Genomic DNA, 22,405 nt, shown 5'->3' on the forward strand with positions numbered 1-22,405 from the left:
CCGTCCGCCGCTAAYTTCATAAGAGCAAGCTCTTAATCCATTCGCTCGACTTGCATGTATTAGGCACGCCGCCAGCGTTCATCCTGAGCCAGGATCAAACTCTCCAATAAAGTTAGTTTGTCTAGCATCTAAAAATAAAAATTGACGTTCACGTTGTTTGTTTCGTTCAGTTTTCAAAGAACTTGTCTGCCGCTTCARAAGCGACTTCATCATATTAACATCTTCATTTTTCGATGTCAACTATGTTTTTGAATTTCTTTTTTGTCGTTTTCTGCGTTTCCGCATCAGCGACGTTTATTAATATACCATCATGGTTTTTAAATAACAAGTATTTTTTATAAAAAAATACAAAAAGTTATCTATCCTACTTTCTTCTATAGAAAGAACCCTTATCCTTTCTACTAAAAACATTCATTTTGATTGTATACAAGTTACTATACACTATCATCAACCAGGCAGTATTTCACAATAACTTCCTAACCTTTAGTCTTCTCCTTTTTTAATTTTATAATTACCATAGTTCTGCTTAAGAAGGACAAATAATCATTTAAATGTAGAGTAACAAAAAACGAGGCCACTATACTAGAGCAAAACTTTAATTCCTGATTTTTCTCTCCAATCAGGAATTTTGCTTCCACAAATAACAAACTTCCCCTCGAAATATTAACTTAAGATTATTGTTAGAATTTTTTTACATTTAATTAATGAAAGATATCCAATTTTTGTTATATAGTAAGAAAGTGCCCACAAAACTATAAATAAACTAATGGAGGAATTATTTTATGGATAGGTTAACAAAATTTTCATTAAAAAACCGAGCCGCTATTATTATCATGGTTTTTCTCATTTCCATACTCGGTGTTTATTCCGGCTCTAAATTACCTATGGAATTTTTACCAAGCATCGATAACCCTGCAATAACTGTTACGACATTATCTCAAGGGCTCGATGCTGAAACGATGACCAAGGACGTAACTGATCCCCTTGAAAAACAATTTCGTAATTTAGAACATATCGATGGCATCACTTCTTCCACACATGAAGGATTATCACGCATCGACATTGCATATACATCCAAGGCAAATATGAAAGACGCGGCACGCGAAGTCGAAAAAACAATTAATACGATTAAATTACCTAAAGATGTAACTAAACCTGTTGTTAGCCAATTAAACACTTCTATGATTCCACTCGCTCAAATTACCATCCAGAAGCAAAACGGATTTTCAAAAGCTGACGAAAAACAAATTGAGAAAGAAATCGTACCACAACTCGAAAGCATTGATGGTGTTGCCAATGTTATGTTTTTCGGAAAATCAACTTCCGAATTATCCATCGTACTTGATCCTAACCAACTAAAAGATAAAAACGTAACATCACAGCAAGTATTAACAGTTTTACAAGGAAAAGAAACTTCCACTCCAGCCGGAGCAATTACCGTTAATAAGGCAGAATACAATCTTCGTGTCATCGGGGATATAAAAAATGTAAATGACATAAAGAACATCACCATTACACCTCAAGTAAAATTACAAGATGTTGCTCAAATTGAATTAAAACAACATTACGATACAATCTCGCACATAAACGGGGAAGAAGGAACAGGATTAATCATCATGAAAGAGCCGAGTAAAAATGCGGTTGCAATCGGAAAAGAGATTGATAAAAAGATTAAAGATATAAGCAAGCAATATAAAGATCAATTCTCTATTAAACTTTTAGCTTCAACTCATGAGCAAGTTGAAAATGCTGTTACTAGTATGGGAAAAGAAGTAATCCTTGGGGCAATTGCTGCAACTCTCATTATCTTAATCTTTTTACGCAGCTTCAGAACAACACTCATCGCTGTCATTAGTATTCCATTATCTATTTTATTAACACTATTTTTACTCCATCAATCTAACATCACACTTAACATTCTAACTCTTGGTGGCTTAGCCGTTGCAGTTGGACGTCTCGTCGATGATAGTATCGTTGTCATCGAGAATATTTTCCGTCGTTTACAAAAAGAATCTTTCTCTAAAGATATTATTCTCGATGCAACAAAAGAGGTCGCCGTCGCAATTACCTCTTCTACTTTAACGACAGTCGCCGTTTTTTTACCTATCGGTCTCGTATCGGGAGTAATCGGAAAACTAATGTTACCTATGGTGTTAGCAGTTGTGTATTCTATACTGTCTTCCTTAATTGTGGCATTAACAGTCGTTCCACTTATGGCTTTTTTACTGCTCAAAAAAACAAAACGTCGCAATTCACATTCTTCACCGCGATATGTCGCTACATTAAAGTGGGCTCTTTCTCATAAGTTTATCATTCTACTCACTTCTTTTTTATTATTTGCAGGATCAATTGCAGCCTACATACTACTTCCGAAAGCGAACATAAAGTCTGAGGACGATACAATGCTTTCCGTTAACATGACATTTCCAGGTGATTATGATTCTGAAGCTAAAAAACAAAAAGCCTTTGATTTCGAAAAGAAACTCCTCTCTAATTCTGATGTAACAGATGTTATTTTGCGAATGGGATCTAGCGCAGAAGATGCACAATGGGGACAGACAACTCAAAACAATCTTGCAACTATATTTGTAGTCTTTAAAAAAGGATCTGACATCGACCAATATATTAAAGAATTAAAAAAGGATCATACAGCTTTCGAACCAGCTGAACTTGATTATATAAAAACGAGTTACTCTGATTCCGGAGGCGGAAACAACTTACAATTTAACGTAACCGCTACTAACGAAACAAATTTAAAAAAGGCCGCTAACATCGTCGAAACAAAACTAAAAGGTATGGACGATCTCTCTAAAGTAAAAACAAATATAGAAGACTCTAAAAAAGAATGGCAAATTCATATCGATCAAACAAAAGCGGAACAACATGGTTTAACACCAGAATTAGTAGCACAACAAGTATCATTCCTTATGAAGAAATCTCCTCTTGGGGAAATCTCAATCAATAATGAAAAAACAACTATTATGATAGAACATAAAAAGGCATCTATTAACAAACAAGAAGATATTTTAAGCACAAACATACTATCACCTATTAACGGACCAATTCCTTTAAAAGACATTGCAACTATTTCAGAAAAACAACTTCAAACGGAAATCTTCCATAAAGATGGGAAAGAAACGATTCAAATTACTGCAGAAGCTTCAAGTGAAGATTTAAGTAAAGTAAGCGCAGAAGTAAACAAAGCTATAGCCGACTTAGATTTACCTACCGGAGCAAAAGTAAATATCGCAGGTGCTACTGAATCTATGCAAGAGAACTTCACAGATTTATTCAAAATTATGGGTATCGCAATCGGGATTGTATATTTAATTATGGTTATCACATTCGGGCAAGCACGTGCTCCTTTCGCGATTTTATTTTCTTTACCATTAGCTGCTGTCGGCGGTATTTTAGGATTAATCATTTCAAGAACACCTGTTGACGTAAATTCATTAATCGGCGCATTAATGTTAATCGGGATTGTCGTTACAAATGCTATTGTATTAATAGAAAGAGTGCAACAAAATCGGGAAAACGGTATGGAAACTAGAGAAGCCTTACTAGAAGCAGGATCTACTAGATTACGCCCAATTATTATGACAGCTATAACAACAATCGTCGCTATGCTACCACTCCTCTTCGGGCAATCTCAAGCAGGAAGTATGGTATCGAAAAGTCTGGCCGTCGTTGTAATCGGTGGTTTGGCAGTCTCAACCGTTCTTACATTAGTAGTCGTTCCCGTTATGTATGAACTATTAGATAAAATCGGGAGAAAAAGACGCTCCCGCAGAAAAATAAGCACTTCTACAGAAACACCTGATATTTAAACTAAAAGGCGTTATCTTCATAATTGAAGATAACGCCTTTTAGAATTCCCTACCTATCGATATAATCCAGTACTTTTTTCGTATATCGCTCTAGTGGCTTACCAGAATCTACAAGAAGATATTCATCATTTAAAAGCCTTTTACTGTCATCTAGCCACTTTTTTCAAACGCTACTCCTGATTCTATTGACTTATCTTATGTTCACGCGTTTGTAACCTATGATTAATTTCTTCTATATTATTAAGATAACATTCAATATATTTATATGTAGCCCCATACTTCCGACATAAACCTATTCCTTTTCAAGCATCCCCTCATAGAGACATGGGCTATCTAATATAACACTATGTTCTTGTTCCAACAAAAAACCTATCAGTTTCCACTCAATATCATAGGAGACTCCCCCAACAACTGTCGATTCACTCCCTCTTACCGTTAATGATTTTAATAAATGTCCGTAAAAAACTCCCTGTTTATAAACAGAGAGTTCTTTTACGGACATTTATGCCGCTTTTACCTTCTTCGTCGTTTTACGACTTTTTTTCGCTCCTGTAAAACGCTTGTGTAATACAGATGCTACGAAACGAGAAATGATATTAAAGAGTAATACCATAATAATTAATACAGCTGCAGATTTTGTTGCAATTAACTTCGCATCCGGGATAATCCCTTCAGAGTTTAATTTCCAAATGTGAACAGCTAACGTTTCAGCTGGTCTAAATGGATTTAAAGGATGCGAGGGGCTCGAGAAGTCCGCTGCTGAATTTAAAATAGGTGATGTTAAACCCGCTGTATAAATTAACGCCGCAGCTTCACCGAATATACGGCCTGCCGCTAAAATAATACCTGTAATGATTTGTGGTAACGAAGACGGGATAATGATGCGGGCAATTGTTTGCCATTTCGTTGCACCTAGTCCAAGACTCGCCTCTTTTACATTATGAGGAACTTCAGAAATCGCATTTTCACAAACACGTGTTAAACCAGGTAAATTCAAAATAGTTAAAGCAAGAGCTCCACCCATTACTGTATATCCCCAGCCTGTCATGGTAACAAATACTAATAAGCCAAATAGTCCAACAACAATAGAAGGTAAAGACGCCATTGTTTCAATACATAAACGAACAAAACTTAAAAAACGACCTTGTTTTGCATACTCCGCTAAATATATTCCAGCCCCTAGTCCAAGAGGAATAGATATAATAAGTGTTATAACAAGCATGTAGAAAGAATTGAATAACTGTGGACCAATTCCCCCACCAGCTCTTGTATTGCTTGGTTCTCCGAATAAGAAACTAGGATCCCAAAATCCCCATCCCTTTTGCAGAATTTCGTACATTAAAAAAGCTAGCAAAGCTACAACTAAAGCTGCAACCCCATAAAAGATACCTGTCCAAACTTTATTTACCGTTCTTGCATTCATTATTATCGCTCACCTCTTTGACCAATCGCTCGAATTACTAAAATAAACAGGAATGAAATAACAAGTAAAATCATTGCTAACGTCCATAGCGCATTGTTCCAAGCTGTTCCGTTCAATGTATTCGTCATATCCATTGTCAGAATACCTGTTAACGTTGCTGTTGGACTATATATTCCTTCCGGTAATTTAATCGTGTTCCCGATTACCATTTGAACCGCTAACGCTTCACCAAAAGCACGCGCTAACCCTAAAACTATACCTGTTAAAATTCCTTGTTTTGCAGCAGGAACAATAACTCGGCTAATCGCTTGCCATTTCGTCGATCCTAGACCGTAAGAAGCTTCCAAGTAATCAAACGGAACAGAGCGTATTGCATCAGAGGCAATACTAGCAATAGTAGGTAAAATCATAATACTCAGGACAATAATACCCGCAATTAAACTAAATCCCACTCCACCGAACGAATCCCGTAATAGAGGAACCAAGATCGTAACCCCTAATAATCCGTATACAACTGATGGAATACCAACTAATAATTCTAAAACAGGCTTTAATACTTTATTCCCAAACTTCGGCGAAATTAAATTCATGAATATAGCAAGAGCTATAGCAATTGGTGCACTAATGACAACAGCACCTAACGACACAAGCGTCGAACCGACAATAAAGATGACAGCACCATACGTACCTTGATCAGCATTTGGATTCCATTTCATCGAAGTTAACACCTCAGAAAATGAGATACCACTTTGCGTGAAAGATTGAATGCCTTTGCCGCAAATAAACGCAATAATAGCTAATGTAATAAAAACAATAAAGATACCGCAAAACGTAACAAGTGATCTACCTATATATTCACTCTTTACGTAATTAATTTGTTTTTTCCCCTTCATCACAGGACAGACCCCACTTCATAGATTGCATTGAACAGGACTGGCCTTGCAGCCAGCCCCATAAAATTTTATTACTTATCTAATTTAGACATTGGGATGTAACCCATATCTTCTACTTGTTTTTCGAAATCTTTACCTTTTACATAATCAATGTAAGCTTTTGTCGCTTCTTTTGCCTCACCTTTAGTTACCATGTACTCGTAAGACCAGAATGGATATTTACCAGCAGAGATGTTTTCAACTTTCGGTTCAGATCCATCAATTTTAACCGTTTGTAACGCACCTTTTTTCTCACCAACCATGTAAGACATTGCTAAGTAACTAACTGAACCTGGAGTAGAGTTAATCGCTTGCTCTACAGCACCATTAGAATCTTGTGTTGTACCAGTTCCATCATTAATCTTCGCGTCTTTCATCACTGTCTTTTCAAAAGTAGCACGTGTACCAGATGAAGCTGGTCGGTTAATTACATTGATTTTTTCATCTTTCCCGCCTACTTCTTTCCAATTCGTTACTTTTCCAGTGAAGATATCTTGCACTTGTTTTACTGTTAAGTTATCAACTTTTACATCTTTATTTACGACAAGTGCGAATGCGATACCCGCAACTTTGTTATCTACTAATTCTTTTGCTTTTTCAGCATCTTTTATTTTATCTCCAGCTGGAACATCTGAGTTACCAATTTGTACTGCACCAGATGCTACTTGGTTAATCCCAGTTCCACTACCGCCACCTTGAACTTGAATAGAAACTTTTGAATTTTTCTCCATGAATTTCTTTCCAGCTTCCTCCGCAAGAGGTTGAAGAGCTGTAGAGCCAGCCGCTGCAATCGTACCTGATAATTCTTGTTTTGCATCGCTACCTTTAGTAGCTTCCTTATTATCCGTACTTTCTGCTTTTCCACATCCAACTAATGCACCTGCAACAACTAAAGCCGCTAAAGAAAATTTAATACCCTTTTTCATAACCATGTCTTGTACCCCCATTTGGATTATCACTTTTCGAATTCATCTTCTTTCGAACACAAATTCATTGTAGGACAACAATATTATGTGAGTGTTAAGCAATTTTTAAGTTTAAGTAAATAGAGATAACATCCCCTAAAAGCTAGACATTCCAACATTTACAGTTGAAAAAGCCAACAAAACCCACACTAAACACGTAGTATTGTAAATTTAATCTTAACAATGTAAATTCAATGTAAATGATTTTCTGTATTTTTCCCTTTAGGTTAAAACTACATTTACAATTCCCCTATATTTTTAAGCTTTTACACTCTGACTTTAAGAAGAATTCCAGTAATATTTTTCGGTACAACTAAATAAATTGGAACAATTCTAAAAATATTTGAATATTTTTAAAGTACTAATTGACAGCATCATTAAATGTAGTCTACTATATTAGTATCAAAAAGTTTACCTAAGGAAACTTTTTAAACTAAAACTAAAAATATAGAGATGAGGTAACTTTTATGGTATCGGCTAATACTAAACCCCTTTCCGAATTCAGAACAGGGGAATTTGTACAAATTGAGAAGATACAATTAGAAGGAACTATGAAACGACGTTTATTAGATTTAGGCTTTTTTCCTGGAGCGACAATTAAAGTATTACAACGCAGCCCACTTGGAGACCCAGTCGCTTATCAAGTAAGCAACACAACTATTGCACTGCGTAGTGAAGAAAGCTCCCTTATTTTCGGGGTATTAATAGGAGATGATTTCAGATGAGTAACCATCGCATTGCGTTAGCTGGTAACCCGAATACCGGGAAAAGTACATTATTTAATACTTTAACAGGCTTAAAACAACATACTGGAAACTGGACGGGGAAAACTGTTTTAAAGGCTGAAGGGGAATATAAGCATGGCGGAAATATATATACAATAATAGATTTACCTGGAACTTACTCACTGTATTCAAATTCGGCAGATGAAGAAGTAGCACGAGATTATATTATATTTGAAAAACCAGAAGTAACTGTAGTTGTTATAGATGCAACTGCAATGGAAAGAAATTTAAATTTAGCACTCCAAGTGATGGAAATGACAAACGATGTGGTCATTTGTATTAACTTAATTGATGAAGCGGAGAAAAAAGGAATCATTATTGACGAAAAGAAATTAGCAAAATCACTCGGTGTACCTGTAGTGAAGATTTCTGCTCGCAACCGAGTAGGCATTGGTCATTTGCTAAATGTCATCGCTAAAGTAGCAAATAAAAAACTCATTCCAACACCAATTAAAATTACTTATAATGAAAAAATCGAAAATATGATTCAAGAATTAGAACCACAAATTTATAAAGTGTTCGGCAATACGTATCCAGCACGTTGGATTGCGTTACGTATTTTAGATGGAGATAAAAATTTCTTAACTGCACTTCAAAAACATCATAACGAACCACTTGTAAGGGAGGTCATAATAAATGGAATCTCACTCAGCCAGTAAAGCTCTTCCGCTGGACTATATTGTTCAACATGCACAAACACTTTCAAAAGAAGATATACGAGATGATATTGTCGGAGATATTTATCGAACCTCCGCAAGTATATGTAAAGAAGCTGTCCAATATACAAATACCGATAAATTGTATCGTTCCGAAAAGCTAGATAAAATTTTCACATCTCCAATCTGGGGATTCCCAATTATGCTCGGTATTTTATCTATTATTTTTTATCTCACAATTGCAGGCGCTAACGTACCTTCTGATATGATCGCTAAGTTCTTTGGCTGGGTAGAAGGATATTTAACATCTTGGTTCCAAGCAATGCATGCACCTGAATGGTTACATGGCATTTTAATACTTGGTTTATTCCGCGGTATCGGTGCTGTTATTAGCGTTATGTTACCACCTATGGCAATCTTTTTCCCTATGTTCGCGCTATTAGAAAACTACGGATATTTACCACGTGTCGCATTTAACATGGACCGCTTATTCAAACGATCTGGTGCACATGGCAAGCAATCTTTAACAATGGCAATGGGATTCGGTTGTAATGCAGCTGCCATCATGTCAACACGTATTATTGAATCACCACGTGAACGTATGCTTGCAATCTTAACAAACAACTTCGTTCCTTGTAACGGTCGCTGGCCTATGTTAATTTTAATGGCTTCATTATTTATGGCTGCTGGTTATACAGGTAGTATGCAAACACTTGTTACTGCTGGCGTTGTAGTTGGAATGGTTGTAATTGGTGTCATTATGACATTAACCGTTTCTTGGGTACTATCAAAAACAGCTTTAAAAGGTGTTCCGACTCACTACACACTTGAGTTACCACCGTACCGTAAGCCAAAAGTTTGGAATACAATTGTACGCGCAACACTCGATAAATCAATATATGTTTTAAAACGAGCTGTAGTTGTAGCTGCCCCTGCAGCTGCATTAACTTGGTTACTTGCTAATATTTTCATCGGTGACACAAGCTTACTTATGTATTTTGTAAACTTCCTAGATCCATTTGCTAAAATGTTAGGACTTGACGGATTTATTCTAGCAGCGTTTATTCTTGGACTACCAGCTAATGAAATTGTTATTCCGATTTTATTAATGTCTTACTTATCAACTGGTGCTTTAACTGAAATAGATGATTTTAATCAAATTAAAAATCTATTCTTAGAACACGGTTGGACTTGGTTAACCGCGTTAAACACAATGTTGTTCTCTCTTCTTCATTTCCCATGTGGAACAACACTAGTTAACATATATAAAGAAACAAAAAGTGCAAAATGGACATTCTTATCGTTCGCAATCCCTACTGTTATTGCCATTGTTGTTACATTCCTCTCTACACAATTGGTACATTGGTTAGGACTTGTATAAAAAACAAAGCATACATAGAAGGTATCCCCCTTCACATATGCTTTGCGCAAAAGAAACCTGAAATTATTCAGGTTTCTTTTTTTCTTTCCACGGCTGCGCTCCATACGTTGTAATTTTTTTATGAATGAAGTATATGGCTCCCGGAAGAACCGCCATTAATATCGTGCAACTAATTCCCAATCCAGTAAACAACTTACATCACCTTATTTCACTCTCTTCGGTAAAGCTGAACCTGAATGTGCAATCGTTGGATGAACATGAACAGTAATTTCAGCATTACTAAAGTATTTTTCACCTTGATCCCAATTCTTATCTATCTTCTTCCATTCTTTATAATTATGCCGCTTATATACTTCTCCTAACGCTAATACATCTACCTTATATTTTTTTTGAACAAGCTTAATCGATTTTTGGATACGCTTCTCCATTTCCTCCGCAATGGTTTTCTTTAATCGCTTTTCATTCATAATTTGTTTATGATCACTAAAATGCAACTCTGCTAAGGTCCCTTCCAAAGATAAATGGATATCAAACTTCGGTTTTGTAGCATTTTCCGTAGATACTTTAATCTTTCGGTGCATCTTATGAATTTCGTATGTAACAAGCTGACCTTGTTTACGGATAGTATAGAACCCTCCAATTTTTTTACCTATTACATAATTCATTCCTAATGTTTCTTCTCCATTCAAACTGCCTACACACTTATTATCTTTTCCACGAAACAACGCTGCCCCGTTCATTTGTACCCCCTGCTTTGTTAGTTCGAGAATAGGTAATACGAAACTTTGGTTAGCAATCATTTTTTGCTGTACCTCACCAATTCTTGCAGCTTCAATCATTTGAGCATTTTTCGGAGGATGCTCAGCTAACATATCAATATACTGCGCTGGCAAATTTTCAGGCTTGGCACTCTGCTTTAAAATAGCTTCTGCATTTTTCTTAGAAACGAACAAACGAATATTTCTTCTCATTTCATGATCGCGAATATATACATCTAACGTATTTTGTAAAACATATGGATTCGCTAGTAAATCTTTAGAAAAAATTATCACTTGTATATGCGGAAAGAATAATGAGCGACTAATTTTTTTAGCGATAATTCGTATTTGCTCAAAGACACTATCTGCTTTCGCACTAACATTAATATAATTTTCGCTATCTCCATCCCCTTGTCCACCTTGTTGCGACAATTTACTTGGGAGCACCATCTGATACGTCCCTTTCATAATTGGATTCGATTGTTTTTCCTTCACGATATCGTAAGCCGCCCCTACTACAAATCCCCTTTCTTCTATCTCCTCCAGCTCAGAGCACCCACTAATAGATCCAGCTAAAAACATAATTATTATAATTTTAAGAAGGTGTTTCATTTCCACCATTCCTTCTTTTTATTTTATATACAATAAAAACTAGCAAAGGTGCTGAGACAACAAACCCCATATCTATCCAAGCTAAATAAGTCCCATAACTTGATAAATCATTCGAATTGCCAGGTATCATATTCACCATAAAAATAATAGGAGCACTCACAAAAATAAATACGTGTTTCTTCACTTTCGGAAACATAGCACAAAATAATAAAGATGCGACGTCATAATACATTGCTGTAGTGTTATAAATAGTAATAATCCAAGTAGTAAAAAAAATGGCATCAAATCTTTCTAAAAAACCTCCACCAATTTCAATTTCTTTACCCAATTCAATTGTTGGATACGTCAATCCACGGGTTGTCATATACGAAAAAACGCTAATACAAGTTACATAAATTAAAATGTATGACAGCACATTTACCATCACTGCTTTTGCAACTGCCATTGGCGCTTTTTTCGCTGTCTTATCGTTCAACATCACAGCATAAAACAGAGCTACCTCAAATCCGATAAATGTGAAAATGGAATTTTTAACTCCTACAGCATATTGACTTGCGTTCGTTTGAAAAGCTGGTAGTAAATTGTTTATTTCCATTAAATTCACATTCAATAAAGAAAGCAACACTATCGCAATGAACACGATAGGTAAGAATAGAACATTTAACCTTACTAAAGCCGCTCTCGATCCTGCTACTCCATAAATAACAACTAATAAGAAGAAGAAAGAGAGTAGCTGTATTGGTGTATCACTAAATAAATATGTTTGTGAAATAATTGCAATCATTCGCGATTCATATGCGGTCAAAGCAGCAAATGTTAATACTAAAATGCTACTAATTGTGTATGCAACAGGCTTCGTCAAATGTGCACTTGTATATTGAACAAAGTTTTGTTTTGGGAATAAAATAGCTATCCTCGTTACAAACCAACCTAAAACCGCACATATCAATCCACCCAAAAGCAAAATAATCCAACCATCCGAAAATAAAGTTTGGTCAGCAATATCTCGAGGCATAGATAATGCACCTATACCGATAATTGTTGACGATACCGCAAAACCAAGTTCCCGAGATCCAATTTCTTCATCCCCATATTCAAATGGTTTCAATTACTCTCGCTCCTTTGGACGTAGTGTAGAGTCTTTCGTTTGTAAATATTCTGGTCTCTCTTTTAACATTGATTTTGGTAGGCGAACCAATTCTTCTTCCCAATCTTTATAAAAAGCAGGAGCAATAGGTGTTGTATACGGTACCCCAACACTCTTTAAATTTGTAATATGGATCGCCAGTGCAATAAGAGCTAAAATGATTCCGTATAACCCAAAAGCAGTTGCAGCTAACACGAAGACGAAAAGTAAAATTCGAAATGTAATCGTAATGCTATATACAGGAAGTGAAAATGTAGCAATTGCGGTAACCGCAATAATAATTACTAAAAACGGATTTACAATCCCCGCATTTACTGCCGCTTCTCCAATTACAAGACCGCCTACGATGCCAATTGTTTGTCCCATCGGTTTCGGAAGCCTAATCCCGGCTTCTCGTATTAATTCCATCGTTAATGCCATCATTAACGTTTCTATATAAGCAGGAAACGGCACCCCTTCTCTCGCTCCCGCAATGGAATAAGCTAGTTTAGATGGAATAAGCCCTTGATGATACGACACAAGCGCTACGTACATGGCAGGTAATAAAACAGCAGCGATACCTGATCCCATACGTAATATTCTTAATAACGTTCCAATTACCCAACGCTCATAATGATCTTCTACAGATTGAAAAATATCAACAAATACTAGTGGAGCTATAAGAGCAAATGGTGACCCATCTACTAAAATGGCCGCTTTCCCTTTCGCCAATGCAGCCACTATATTATCTGGTCTTTCTGTATTTAAAAACTGCGGAAACGGCGATAAATTATTATCTTGAATTAATTGCTCAATCGTTCCTGTCTCAAAAATGACATCTGTCACTATTGATTGAAGACGCCGATCTAGCTCGTTTACGATATAAGGGTTAATAATATCCTCTATATATACTAGGGTTACTTCTTTCTGCGATCGCTTCCCCATAATATAAGATTGAAACCGTAACTTCGGATCGCGTAAACCACGGCGAATTAACATTTTATTCACATTAATATCTTCATTTAACCCAACCCTCGGTCCACGAATTAAATCTTCTGTCACTGGCGGTTCTAGACTTCTTTTCTCCCAAGCCCTACTGTTAACAACAATAGCCGTTTGAATATTATCAATTAATATGACTGTATCTCCTGCTAAAATCGCATTTATAATATCTGGAAAAGTCGTCTTCATACCGACTTCTGCAATAGAAATAAAACGATCCAATAATATCTGAACCACAGCTGCTTCATTTGGTATTTCTTCATATTGAAGTGTACGAACTACATATTTATAAACATTATCCTTATCTGTCAATCCACATAAGAAAACAACCGCACAACGTGTAAAACTACCAGCAAGAGCAACTTCTCTAATTGTTAAATCATTAGGTGAACCTAACTCATCTCTAATTTCCTTCATAACTTCAAACAAGTTACCTTTTAGCTCTAACAATTTCCCCACCTAACTTCCTTTTCAACAAGTTTTTAGTTAGATTCCGCTAATAGAAGAAAATATATACAAAAAAGAGCTATCTCTTTTCGAAGATAGCTCTAACATACGAATTACTTTTCTACTATTATATTGTCGGTCTTTACAGATACATTTCTTGTGAATCCACTAACGATAAACATCACAATCATATTCATTAACAATGCGACTATACCTACATTTAAATCTTTTATATATTGCGGAAAACTCGGAAACATCGTAGCTATAGTTGAACCAGATAAGGTAATATATGCGACAATTAACAACCCAATCCCCATTCCTGCAATCGCTCCTTGCTTCGTAATAATTTGACGTGGAAACAAACTACATACAAGTGCAGGGAAAAGTTGCGTAACTATACTGTACCCCATTAAAAGAAGAGCCCCTATCGTTTCTCCCCCTTTAAATGTAAACAATACTGCAACAAGCGTTACAACAGGTACAAATAACTTAGCTACTTTTGCAACTTGTCTATCTGAAGCAGATGGCACCATTGTTCGGTAAATATTTTTTGCTAACAACGTAGATGCCGCCATAACAAGCATGGAACCGGGAACTAGTGCTGTTAATACCCCCGCACTACCAATAATCCCAATAAACCATGGATCAAAAGTTTGAAGAGCAAGACGGAATAATGAAAGGTCTACATCCGCTCCCTTTAACCCTGGAACTTGTAAAATAGCAGCAAAACCTGCAAAGAACACAAAAAGCAAAACTAAAGAATAGAGAGGCATAATTGCTGCATTTTTCCTAAATACTTTTTCACTTTTCGCTGAGAAAGCTGAGGCAAATGTATGAGGCCACATATAAAAACCGAGAGCCGTTAATATAATAGTAGAAACAAACCAAGAAATACTCATTCCCTTTTCAGGTAAAGATAACAAACCTGGTTTTGCAGCTTCTACAGCTTCAAACATCGGTTGAAATCCTCCGTAATAGTGATACGGTAAATATATACCTAAAAACATAACGATAAATAGTATCATAATGTCCTTCAAAGCAGCTGTCCAAGCCGATCCATGTATACCTGAAACCATTACATAAATAGTTATAACAATAGCACCAATCCATACCGCAATAACAGGTGTCACTCTTCCATAGGAAGCTTCCGAAACGATAATTCCTAATCCCTTTAATTGCAAAACAAGATACGGGATAATCGAAATAACACCAATAATTGAAACAATTACCCCAAGCGTCTTACTCCTGTATTTCTTCGCAAAGAAATCTGATTGTGAAATGAGGTTATGTTCTTTTGCATACTTCCAAATTGGAGGCAATAAGAAATACGATAAAATATAAGCTAATGCACCATACCCTAAAATATAAAATGTAGGAGCTCCTTTACTATAAGCCCAGCCACTTCCTCCTAAAAATGTGAACGTCGTATAAATTTCCCCTGCCATAAGGAGAAAAACGAAAATAGTTCCAAATCCTCTTCCTCCAACTGACCATTGTTCTAAATTCATATCTTTTCCATGTTGTGCCCGAATTCCTAAAAATAGTGCGAGAAACAAAAATATAATAATGATAAATAATGCAGTCATTTTACGTCCCCCTTATTAGCAGGATCGAATACGTACACAAGACCCATACAAAGAGACGTAATGAGCACTGATAATAGTACCCAAAATAATAAAAATGGCATCCCCCATACGTAAGGAGTGACCGAATTTGCAAATACTGGTCCAACTACTAAACAAAGAACTGGAATAAGTGCTAGCACGTGTATTTTTTTCATCTCATTCTCCTTTACTTATAAAATTCATAATGGATGATACAAAGACTTCCACTCCAATTGGTAATGCGTCTTCGTCAATTGTAAAACGAGGGTGATGATGCGGATATATAATTCCCTTCTCTTCATTTCCTGCCCCTATAAAAAAGAACGTCCCTGGTGCCTTTTGTAAAAATGCTGAAAAATCTTCCCCTGCCATCGTTGGCTGTAAACGAACAACTCTTTCTCTTCCATACAGCTGTAATGCTGTATGTTCAATAAGCTCTGTAACTTCATAATCGTTCACAACTGGGCGATATCCATATTCATAAGAAAATGTATACTTAGCACCGTAGGATTCTGTAATATGTTTTACAATCCTTTCAAGCTTCTTCTTTGTTTCTTCTCTTAATTCATGCCTTAAACTTCTCACTGTCCCTTCAATCTCCGCTTGTTCCGGGATAACATTATGAGTTGTCCCAGAATGAAATTGCGTAACAGATACTACGAGAGAATCTAACGGATTCGTGAGGCGAGATACAATTTGCTGAATTTGCGAAACTACTTGCGCACCAATGGCGATACTATCAACTGTTTCATGCGGAATTCCAGCATGTCCACCTTTTCCCTCTATCGTAATTTTAAAAACGTCCGGCGCCGCCATCGCAGGACCATAAATTACACCTACTTTTCCAACCTCTAATGACGCCCAAAGATGAGCACCAATAATGTAATCCACACCTGTCATCACTCCCGCTGCGACCATTTCCTCTGCACCGCCTGGAAAGTTTTCTTCTGCATGTTGAAATAAAAAGCGAATCTCTCCTTTAACTTTCTCTCTTTCCTCTACCAACTTATGTACTACACCAAGCAATATTGCCATGTGACCATCGTGACCACACGCATGCATCACACCTGGATATATAGAAATAAAATCAAACTTATTTTCTTCATGAATAGGAAGAGCATCCATATCAGCACGAACCGCGATAGTTTTACCAGGCTGCCTACCAATTAACCTTGCCATTACACTATATTTAGTAGGCCTTGAGACTTCTAAATACGGGATTTCCCGAAGTATGTCGAATACAAATTGAGATGTTTTTTCCTCTTGAAAAGATAACTCTGGATACTTATGAAAATGCCTTCTCCACTCAATCAACTGATTCTTTGATAAAACAAGTTCCTTTGCGACATCCATTTCTCTTCTCCCCTTCTTTACCAAGTTAAATGTTATTATAGCGTGAATCGTTAACTTCTGAAAGAATTTTCAGAATTTTCTATAATGAATATTCAAAAAGAAAAAGCCATCTCAAGATGACTTTTCATTTTATAAAATAGTAATTGCTTGTTTCCCCATTTGCTCCCATGCCTTTTCAAATTCAGCACGAGGAACAGCTTTTCGTGGATTGTTTGCAAGAGGATCATTTACGTATACAAAGTTTTGATCATATCCAATTACTACAACACTATGCTCATAATATGTAATTTTCACTTTACCTGAACTCGTATTCCATGTTTCAAAACTACTTTCGGCTAATGGTTTAAACGTTGTATTAATAATTACCCATACTGGAGAACCAGAACTAATTACTTTATATAGATCTTGCACGTCTCTACCCGTTAAATTAATTACTTTTTCAGGAACATACTTTTCTGCTAAATTAAAAATCGGTTGATTATATACACCGTATCCCGGCTCAGCTTTCGTGTAAATATTTCCAACGAATCCCTCATACGGATTTCCATGCAAACCATCTTGTTTAAATGGAACGCGATGAATTTCACTAGCAAGTTGCATCTTATCTACTTGTACACCTTTATGTTGTAGTAGCATAGTTAAACTTGTCACTTCACAACCTCTAGGTAATTCAGGTAACTGTCTAATAAACGGAACCTCTGTAATCATTGCACTTTCTTTCATCTCAGAGAAAAGGTCTAACCGAAATTCTTGTGCCTTTTTCATAATTTTATCTTTCTCGAAAAAGAACACGACAGCAAATATAATACCGAAAATAAAAATATATTTTAACTTTTTCATCATAAACCAAACTCCATTATATCAATTATTTTAAAGGCACAACTCCTATCATTGTACCTTTCTTCTTACTAGTTTGCTAGAAAGATTCTGTGAATTATTATTCGCAAATACTTTTTAAAATTCCGATTGTTTGAAATAGAAAGAAAAAATTATATTTTTTCAGAATTTTTTACTGAAAAACAAATTATTAACCTAGTGAAAGAATCGCGTTTCCTTCACTAGGTTAATAAACATTCTAAGGTATTTAGTCATAGTTAGTTTTTCCTTTACATACTCAGTTCACAACAAAATAAACCAAGTATGTTTTTCACCCCCACTAATGATTAAAAGCACCGAATAAAATCTAGTTAAAACATACAAAAAAATATGGGGGGAGGGACATATGAATCAACAAGTAGAACAAGCAGAATTAAAATACCGCACACCACTTTATCCAATAGTTCAAATCGTAGCTTTCTCACTCAATTTCCTTACATTTGTTAGTTTAGCTTTCATTCCAGATCAGAGAATTGCTCTTTATTGCTGGGTTCCATTTATGATCATTTGTTACATTTTATACCGAGTTAAAGTTTCGGAAAGTTGTCACATTTGAGCAAAAAAGAAATATAACTTAGGTAACATACTGAATATATTAAAAATTCAGTATTTTTCCTTATGATAAGATAATTTTTTTCTATTTATTGGGTATGTTGGTATAACTTTATTTATCTTAAAATTCCCACAATCACGTTTTTATCTGGAAAATAGTTTACAATGTTATCAAGTTACAAATGATATTCACCTTAAAAAGCGTGCATTTGTGTCTATTTTTTAACAATATAACAAAAACTATTGCCATCTATAAATTAATAGGTTTATATTGTTTTATTGKCATAGTTTCAATCCAAGGAGAAAGGAGATTTTCAATCGTGCAACTAAAGAAAGCATTTTGGAAGTTGGCTTCGCTTCTTCCGTTATCATTACTTCTGTTCCTCGGTGGCTGTGATAAAAAACTCGCAGTATTAAATCCGCAAGGACCTGTTGCAAAAGCACAGTATGATTTAATTGTTTGGTCATTCTTGCTTATGTCATTAATTATCGCAATTGTATTCATCTTGTTTACAGTCATCTTGATTCGTTATCGTGAAAAACCAGAGAATATGGACTATGAGCCACCTGATCAACATGGTAACACATTATTAGAAATCATTTGGACAATTATTCCTGTTATTATCGTTATCGCATTATCGATTCCAACAGTTAAAGCAACTTATGCTTCGGAAGAGGTTCCGCAAGAGTCCAAACATATTAAACCAGTTGAAATTTATGTTACATCTGCAAACTGGAAATGGTTATTTAGTTACCCGGAGGAAAAAATTGAAACCGTTAACTATTTAAACATCCCAGCTGGTGTACCAATTCAATTTAAACTGACTTCTGTAGGTCCAATGAATGCTTTCTGGGTACCAGAACTTGGTGGTATGAAGTATACAATGGATGGCATGATCATGGACTTATATTTACAAGCTGACAAACCAGGTTCTTACCTAGGTCGTAGCTCGAACTTCTCTGGTGAAGGATTTACTCACATGGAATTCGAAGTTGAAGCAAAAACTAAAGAAAAATATGATAAGTGGGTAAAAGAAGTACAAGAAACTGCCCCTAAATTATCAGAAAAGAAATATAACGAAATTATTAAACCTGGTGTAGTGGGGCGTATGACGTTCTCTAGTCACCACTTAAGTTATGTAGATCCAAAATCACTTGAATATTGTGATTACAACTACTACAAAAACAAAAAATAATAGCTATTATTCCAACAGATTGGAGTGAACACAGTGAAGCTTGATGAATTTTTTGTCACAGGTGACCCGATTATTTACGGAGCTGACGCTTCTATCGTTCTTGTGACATTAGCGATTCTTTTCGTACTAACAAAGTACAAAAAATGGAGATGGCTTTGGGATGAGTGGTTGACAACTGTTGACCATAAAAAAATAGGGACCATGTATATTATCTCTGCCGTTATAATGTTATTCCGTGGTGGTATGGATGGTTTAATGATTCGTGCCCAGTTAACATTCCCGGAAACAACTTATTTAAACGCTGAACACTATAACGGAATCTTTACAACACATGGTACGGTAATGATTCTTTTCATGGCAATGCCATTCGTTATGGGATTAATGAACCTTGTAGTACCATTACAAATTGGTGCTCGTGACGTTGCATATCCGTTCTTAAATGCTTTAAGTTTCTGGTTATTCTTTGTCGGAGCAATGTTATTCAACATCGCTTTCGTAATCGGTGGTTCTCCAGACGCTGGGTGGACTTCTTACTTCCCAATGGCAGGTACAGAGTTTACTTCTGGTGTAGGAAATAACTACTACGCAATTGCATTACAGATTTCAGGTCTCGGTACGCTGATGACGGGTATTAACTTCCTTGTTACTATCTTAAAAATGCGTACACCTGGTATGAAATTAATGAGAATGCCAATGTTTACTTGGTCAATCTTAATTACAACAATTATCATTATTTTCGCTTTCCCAGTATTAACAGTTGCTCTTGCATTAATGACATTTGACCGTCTATTCGATGCTCACTTCTTTACGATGGCGAGCGGCGGTATGCCAATGTTATGGGCCAACCTATTCTGGGTATGGGGTCACCCTGAAGTATATATTGTTATTTTACCGGCATTCGGTATTTTCTCTGAAATCATTAGTACATTCTCACGTAAACGTCTATTCGGTTACAGTGCGATGGTGTACTCGATGGTTGCAATTTCTTTACTAAGTTTCGTCGTATGGCTTCACCATTTCTTCACTATGGGTGCAGGTCCAGCGGTTAACTCATTCTTCTCGATTTCGACAATGGCGATTTCGATTCCAACCGGTGTTAAGATCTTTAACTGGTTGTTTACACTGTATAAAGGACGTATTCGTTTTACAGTTCCAATGCTTTGGTCATTGGCATTTATTCCAAACTTCGTAGTTGGTGGAGTTACAGGGGTTATGCTTGGAATGGCAGCAGCTGATTATCAATACCATAACAGCTACTTCCTAATTGCTCACTTCCACTACGTATTAATCGCAGGTACAGTATTCGCTATGCTTGCTGGATTCACATACTGGTATCCAAAAATGACAGGTCATATGTTAAATGAACGCCTAGGTAAATGGACATTCTGGATCTTTATGAGCGGATTTAACATCTGTTTCTTCCCAATGTACTTCTTAGGTTTAGACGGTATGACTCGTCGTATGTACACTTACTCTGAAAGTCTTGGATGGGGCTGGCTAAACCAAATCGCATCTGTTGGTGCTGTAATGATGGCTATTGGCTTCCTAATCCTTTGCTATAACGTAATTTGGAGTGCACGTCACGGTGAGCGTGACACAACTGGAGATCCATGGGACGGCCGTACACTTGAATGGGCAACTCAATCTCCTGTACAACATTACAACTTCGCGAAACTTCCTGAAATTAAAGAAGCTGATGCTTTCTGGTTCATGAAAAAACGTGGAGAAACAATTACACCAACAGCAGATGAATTAAAACCAATTCACATGCCAAGTAATTCTGGTGTGCCTATTATTGCGTCTTTATTCTTCGGTCTTGCAGGTTTTGCATTAGTATTTAGCTGGTTCTGGATTGCAGCAATCGGTGGTATTGGTATTTTAGGTTGCTTAATCTATCGTTCATTCGATTATGATGATGGCTACTACGTAAGCGTTGATGAAATTAAAGAAACAGAACATATAGCATGAGAGGTGAAATGACATGGCGGCTTTAGATAAAAGCTTACCTTTGGAATATCAATCCGAGCAAAGCAGATTGAATATCCTAGGATTCTGGATTTTTCTTGGGGCTGAAATTATGCTGTTCGCAACACTTTTCGCCTCTTATCTAGTCCTTGCTGGTCGTACGGCTGATGGCCCAACACCAGCGCAATTGTTTGAAGTTAAAACACTTTTAATTCAAACACTGTTACTTTTAACAAGTAGCTTTACATGTGGGATCGCAATTCACGAAATGCGTAAACACAATCAAAAAGGAATGTTAGCTTGGTTTATCCTGACTTTACTTTTAGGTGCAGGCTTCCTATTCTTTGAAATTGAAGAATTCATTTTGTACGTTGGTGAAGGTGCAACGATTCAAACAAGTGCTTTCTTATCGGCATTCTTCGTTCTTCTTGGAACGCATGGTGCCCACGTAACAGGTGGTATCATCTGGGCAACTTGTGTTATTATCCAAATTTTAAAACGAGGTTTAACACCAGTTACAGCTCGTAAAGTATTTATTATCAGCTTATACTGGCATTTCCTTGATCTTGTTTGGGTCTTTATTTACACACTAGTTTACTTGAACGGGATGGTGGCGTAAATGGGTCAAAATAACAACCAAGCAAACGGGCATGGGCATAGCGGATTCCCATGGTCACACGTTTTCGGATTTATTTTATCGCTTGCACTAACGTTTCTAGCGTTATACGTGGCACTTTACACAAACCTGCCACTTTCAACGATATTAACAACTATCATCATAATGGCAGTTGCGCAAGCGTTATTACAATTAATTATGTTCATGCACTTAAAAGAAGGAGAAGGAAGAATTCAAGTTCTTACAATGATATACAGTTTCTTCGTTGCAACTGCAACAGTTGGACTTACTGTATGGATCTTCTTCTCAATGTAATTTGCATGAAAAGA

The 22,405-nt window shown here is 36.2% G+C and carries 19 protein-coding genes, 1 rRNA gene and 2 pseudogenes; 9 read left to right on the forward strand and 13 right to left on the reverse strand.

The annotated features are described in order from the left end of the window. Positions 1-110, reverse strand: a 16S ribosomal RNA gene (locus tag AC1DS7_RS15165); the annotation flags it as partial. A 672-nt stretch (positions 111-782) separates the two neighbouring features. Here AC1DS7_RS15165 and AC1DS7_RS15170 point away from each other — a divergent pair. Beyond that, complete coding sequence (locus AC1DS7_RS15170) at positions 783-3,827, forward strand: efflux RND transporter permease subunit (RefSeq protein ID WP_016101787.1); 3,045 nt, start codon at positions 783-785, stop codon at positions 3,825-3,827. 49 nt (positions 3,828-3,876) lie between these two features. Here AC1DS7_RS15170 and AC1DS7_RS15175 read toward each other — a convergent pair. The 4 genes and pseudogenes from AC1DS7_RS15175 to AC1DS7_RS15190 all read right to left on the reverse strand — a co-directional run bounded on the left by AC1DS7_RS15175 (position 3,877) and on the right by AC1DS7_RS15190 (position 7,114). Further along, a pseudogene (locus AC1DS7_RS15175) lies at positions 3,877-4,329 on the reverse strand (P-loop nucleotide/nucleoside kinase family protein). After that, entirely contained in the window at positions 4,330-5,250 is a 921-nt protein-coding gene (gene pstA, locus AC1DS7_RS15180; RefSeq protein WP_002010630.1) for a phosphate ABC transporter permease PstA, read from the reverse strand. Between the two features lie 2 nt (positions 5,251-5,252). Next, positions 5,253-6,143, reverse strand: coding sequence for a phosphate ABC transporter permease subunit PstC (pstC, locus tag AC1DS7_RS15185; protein WP_016101789.1), 891 nt, complete (start codon positions 6,141-6,143; stop codon positions 5,253-5,255). Positions 6,144-6,214: 71 nt separating this feature from the next. After that, the gene (locus AC1DS7_RS15190) at positions 6,215-7,114 is read right to left on the reverse strand and encodes a phosphate ABC transporter substrate-binding protein PstS family protein (RefSeq protein ID WP_016101790.1); all 900 of its coding nucleotides are present in this window, start codon (positions 7,112-7,114) and stop codon (positions 6,215-6,217) included. A gap of 500 nt (positions 7,115-7,614) precedes the next feature. Here AC1DS7_RS15190 and AC1DS7_RS15195 point away from each other — a divergent pair, with 500 nt between their 5' ends. Genes AC1DS7_RS15195 through AC1DS7_RS15205 form a run of 3 tightly spaced genes read left to right on the forward strand, consistent with a single transcriptional unit; the run spans position 7,615 to position 9,969 of the window. Next, on the forward strand, positions 7,615-7,872 hold the full coding sequence (locus AC1DS7_RS15195) for a FeoA family protein (protein ID WP_002090873.1): 258 nt from the start codon (positions 7,615-7,617) through the stop codon (positions 7,870-7,872). Continuing rightward, on the forward strand, positions 7,869-8,591 hold the full coding sequence (locus AC1DS7_RS15200) for a FeoB small GTPase domain-containing protein (RefSeq protein ID WP_016101791.1): 723 nt from the start codon (positions 7,869-7,871) through the stop codon (positions 8,589-8,591). The genes AC1DS7_RS15195 and AC1DS7_RS15200 overlap by 4 nt, the downstream gene beginning before the upstream one ends. Further along, entirely contained in the window at positions 8,569-9,969 is a 1,401-nt protein-coding gene (locus tag AC1DS7_RS15205) for a nucleoside recognition domain-containing protein (RefSeq protein ID WP_002125307.1), read from the forward strand. Before AC1DS7_RS15200 ends, AC1DS7_RS15205 begins: the two co-directional genes overlap by 23 nt. A 63-nt stretch (positions 9,970-10,032) precedes the next feature. On the opposite strand, the gene AC1DS7_RS15210 is transcribed toward AC1DS7_RS15205, so the two are convergent. From AC1DS7_RS15210 to AC1DS7_RS15245, 8 genes are all read right to left on the reverse strand, one after another. After that, positions 10,033-10,161 (reverse strand): hypothetical protein, encoded by a 129-nt coding sequence (locus tag AC1DS7_RS15210; RefSeq protein ID WP_002029830.1) that lies wholly within the window; start codon positions 10,159-10,161, stop codon positions 10,033-10,035. 11 nt (positions 10,162-10,172) lie between these two features. Next, positions 10,173-11,339 (reverse strand): Ger(x)C family spore germination protein, encoded by a 1,167-nt coding sequence (locus AC1DS7_RS15215; protein ID WP_002125306.1) that lies wholly within the window; start codon positions 11,337-11,339, stop codon positions 10,173-10,175. After that, a complete protein-coding gene (locus tag AC1DS7_RS15220) occupies positions 11,323-12,447 on the reverse strand; it encodes an endospore germination permease (protein ID WP_476999100.1) in 1,125 nt (374 codons plus the stop codon). Before AC1DS7_RS15220 ends, AC1DS7_RS15215 begins: the two co-directional genes overlap by 17 nt. Then, positions 12,448-13,926: a spore germination protein GerLA gene (gene gerLA, locus AC1DS7_RS15225; protein WP_476999101.1), complete on the reverse strand. Its 1,479-nt coding sequence runs from the start codon at positions 13,924-13,926 to the stop codon at positions 12,448-12,450. Positions 13,927-14,027: 101 nt separating this feature from the next. Then, on the reverse strand, positions 14,028-15,500 hold the full coding sequence (locus tag AC1DS7_RS15230) for a sodium:solute symporter family protein (protein ID WP_033708798.1): 1,473 nt from the start codon (positions 15,498-15,500) through the stop codon (positions 14,028-14,030). Beyond that, positions 15,497-15,694 (reverse strand): DUF3311 domain-containing protein, encoded by a 198-nt coding sequence (locus AC1DS7_RS15235; RefSeq protein WP_002029838.1) that lies wholly within the window; start codon positions 15,692-15,694, stop codon positions 15,497-15,499. Before AC1DS7_RS15235 ends, AC1DS7_RS15230 begins: the two co-directional genes overlap by 4 nt. 1 nt (position 15,695) lies before the next feature. Next, complete coding sequence (locus AC1DS7_RS15240) at positions 15,696-16,871, reverse strand: amidohydrolase (RefSeq protein ID WP_002167120.1); 1,176 nt, start codon at positions 16,869-16,871, stop codon at positions 15,696-15,698. A gap of 129 nt (positions 16,872-17,000) precedes the next feature. Continuing rightward, entirely contained in the window at positions 17,001-17,711 is a 711-nt protein-coding gene (locus AC1DS7_RS15245) for a C39 family peptidase (protein ID WP_033708232.1), read from the reverse strand. A 406-nt stretch (positions 17,712-18,117) separates the two neighbouring features. On the opposite strand from AC1DS7_RS15245, the pseudogene AC1DS7_RS15250 reads away from it, so the two are divergent. The 5 genes and pseudogenes from AC1DS7_RS15250 to qoxD form a co-directional block, all read left to right on the forward strand. Further along, a pseudogene (locus tag AC1DS7_RS15250) lies at positions 18,118-18,325 on the forward strand (amino acid permease); the annotation flags it as partial. 294 nt (positions 18,326-18,619) lie between these two features. Next, positions 18,620-19,495: a cytochrome aa3 quinol oxidase subunit II gene (locus tag AC1DS7_RS15255; RefSeq protein ID WP_002010605.1), complete on the forward strand. Its 876-nt coding sequence runs from the start codon at positions 18,620-18,622 to the stop codon at positions 19,493-19,495. 33 nt (positions 19,496-19,528) lie between these two features. Then, a complete protein-coding gene (gene qoxB / locus AC1DS7_RS15260; protein WP_002063826.1) occupies positions 19,529-21,463 on the forward strand; it encodes a cytochrome aa3 quinol oxidase subunit I in 1,935 nt (644 codons plus the stop codon). Positions 21,464-21,476: 13 nt separating this feature from the next. Beyond that, on the forward strand, positions 21,477-22,079 hold the full coding sequence (qoxC, locus tag AC1DS7_RS15265; RefSeq protein WP_002029841.1) for a cytochrome aa3 quinol oxidase subunit III: 603 nt from the start codon (positions 21,477-21,479) through the stop codon (positions 22,077-22,079). Further along, positions 22,080-22,391 carry a cytochrome aa3 quinol oxidase subunit IV gene (gene qoxD / locus AC1DS7_RS15270; protein WP_002029843.1) on the forward strand — a complete coding sequence of 104 codons (312 nt, stop codon included), beginning with the start codon at positions 22,080-22,082 and terminating at the stop codon, positions 22,389-22,391. It begins immediately after the preceding gene. Positions 22,392-22,405 lie beyond the last annotated feature (14 nt).

The organism is Bacillus sp. P4_E1, assembly GCF_056401715.1.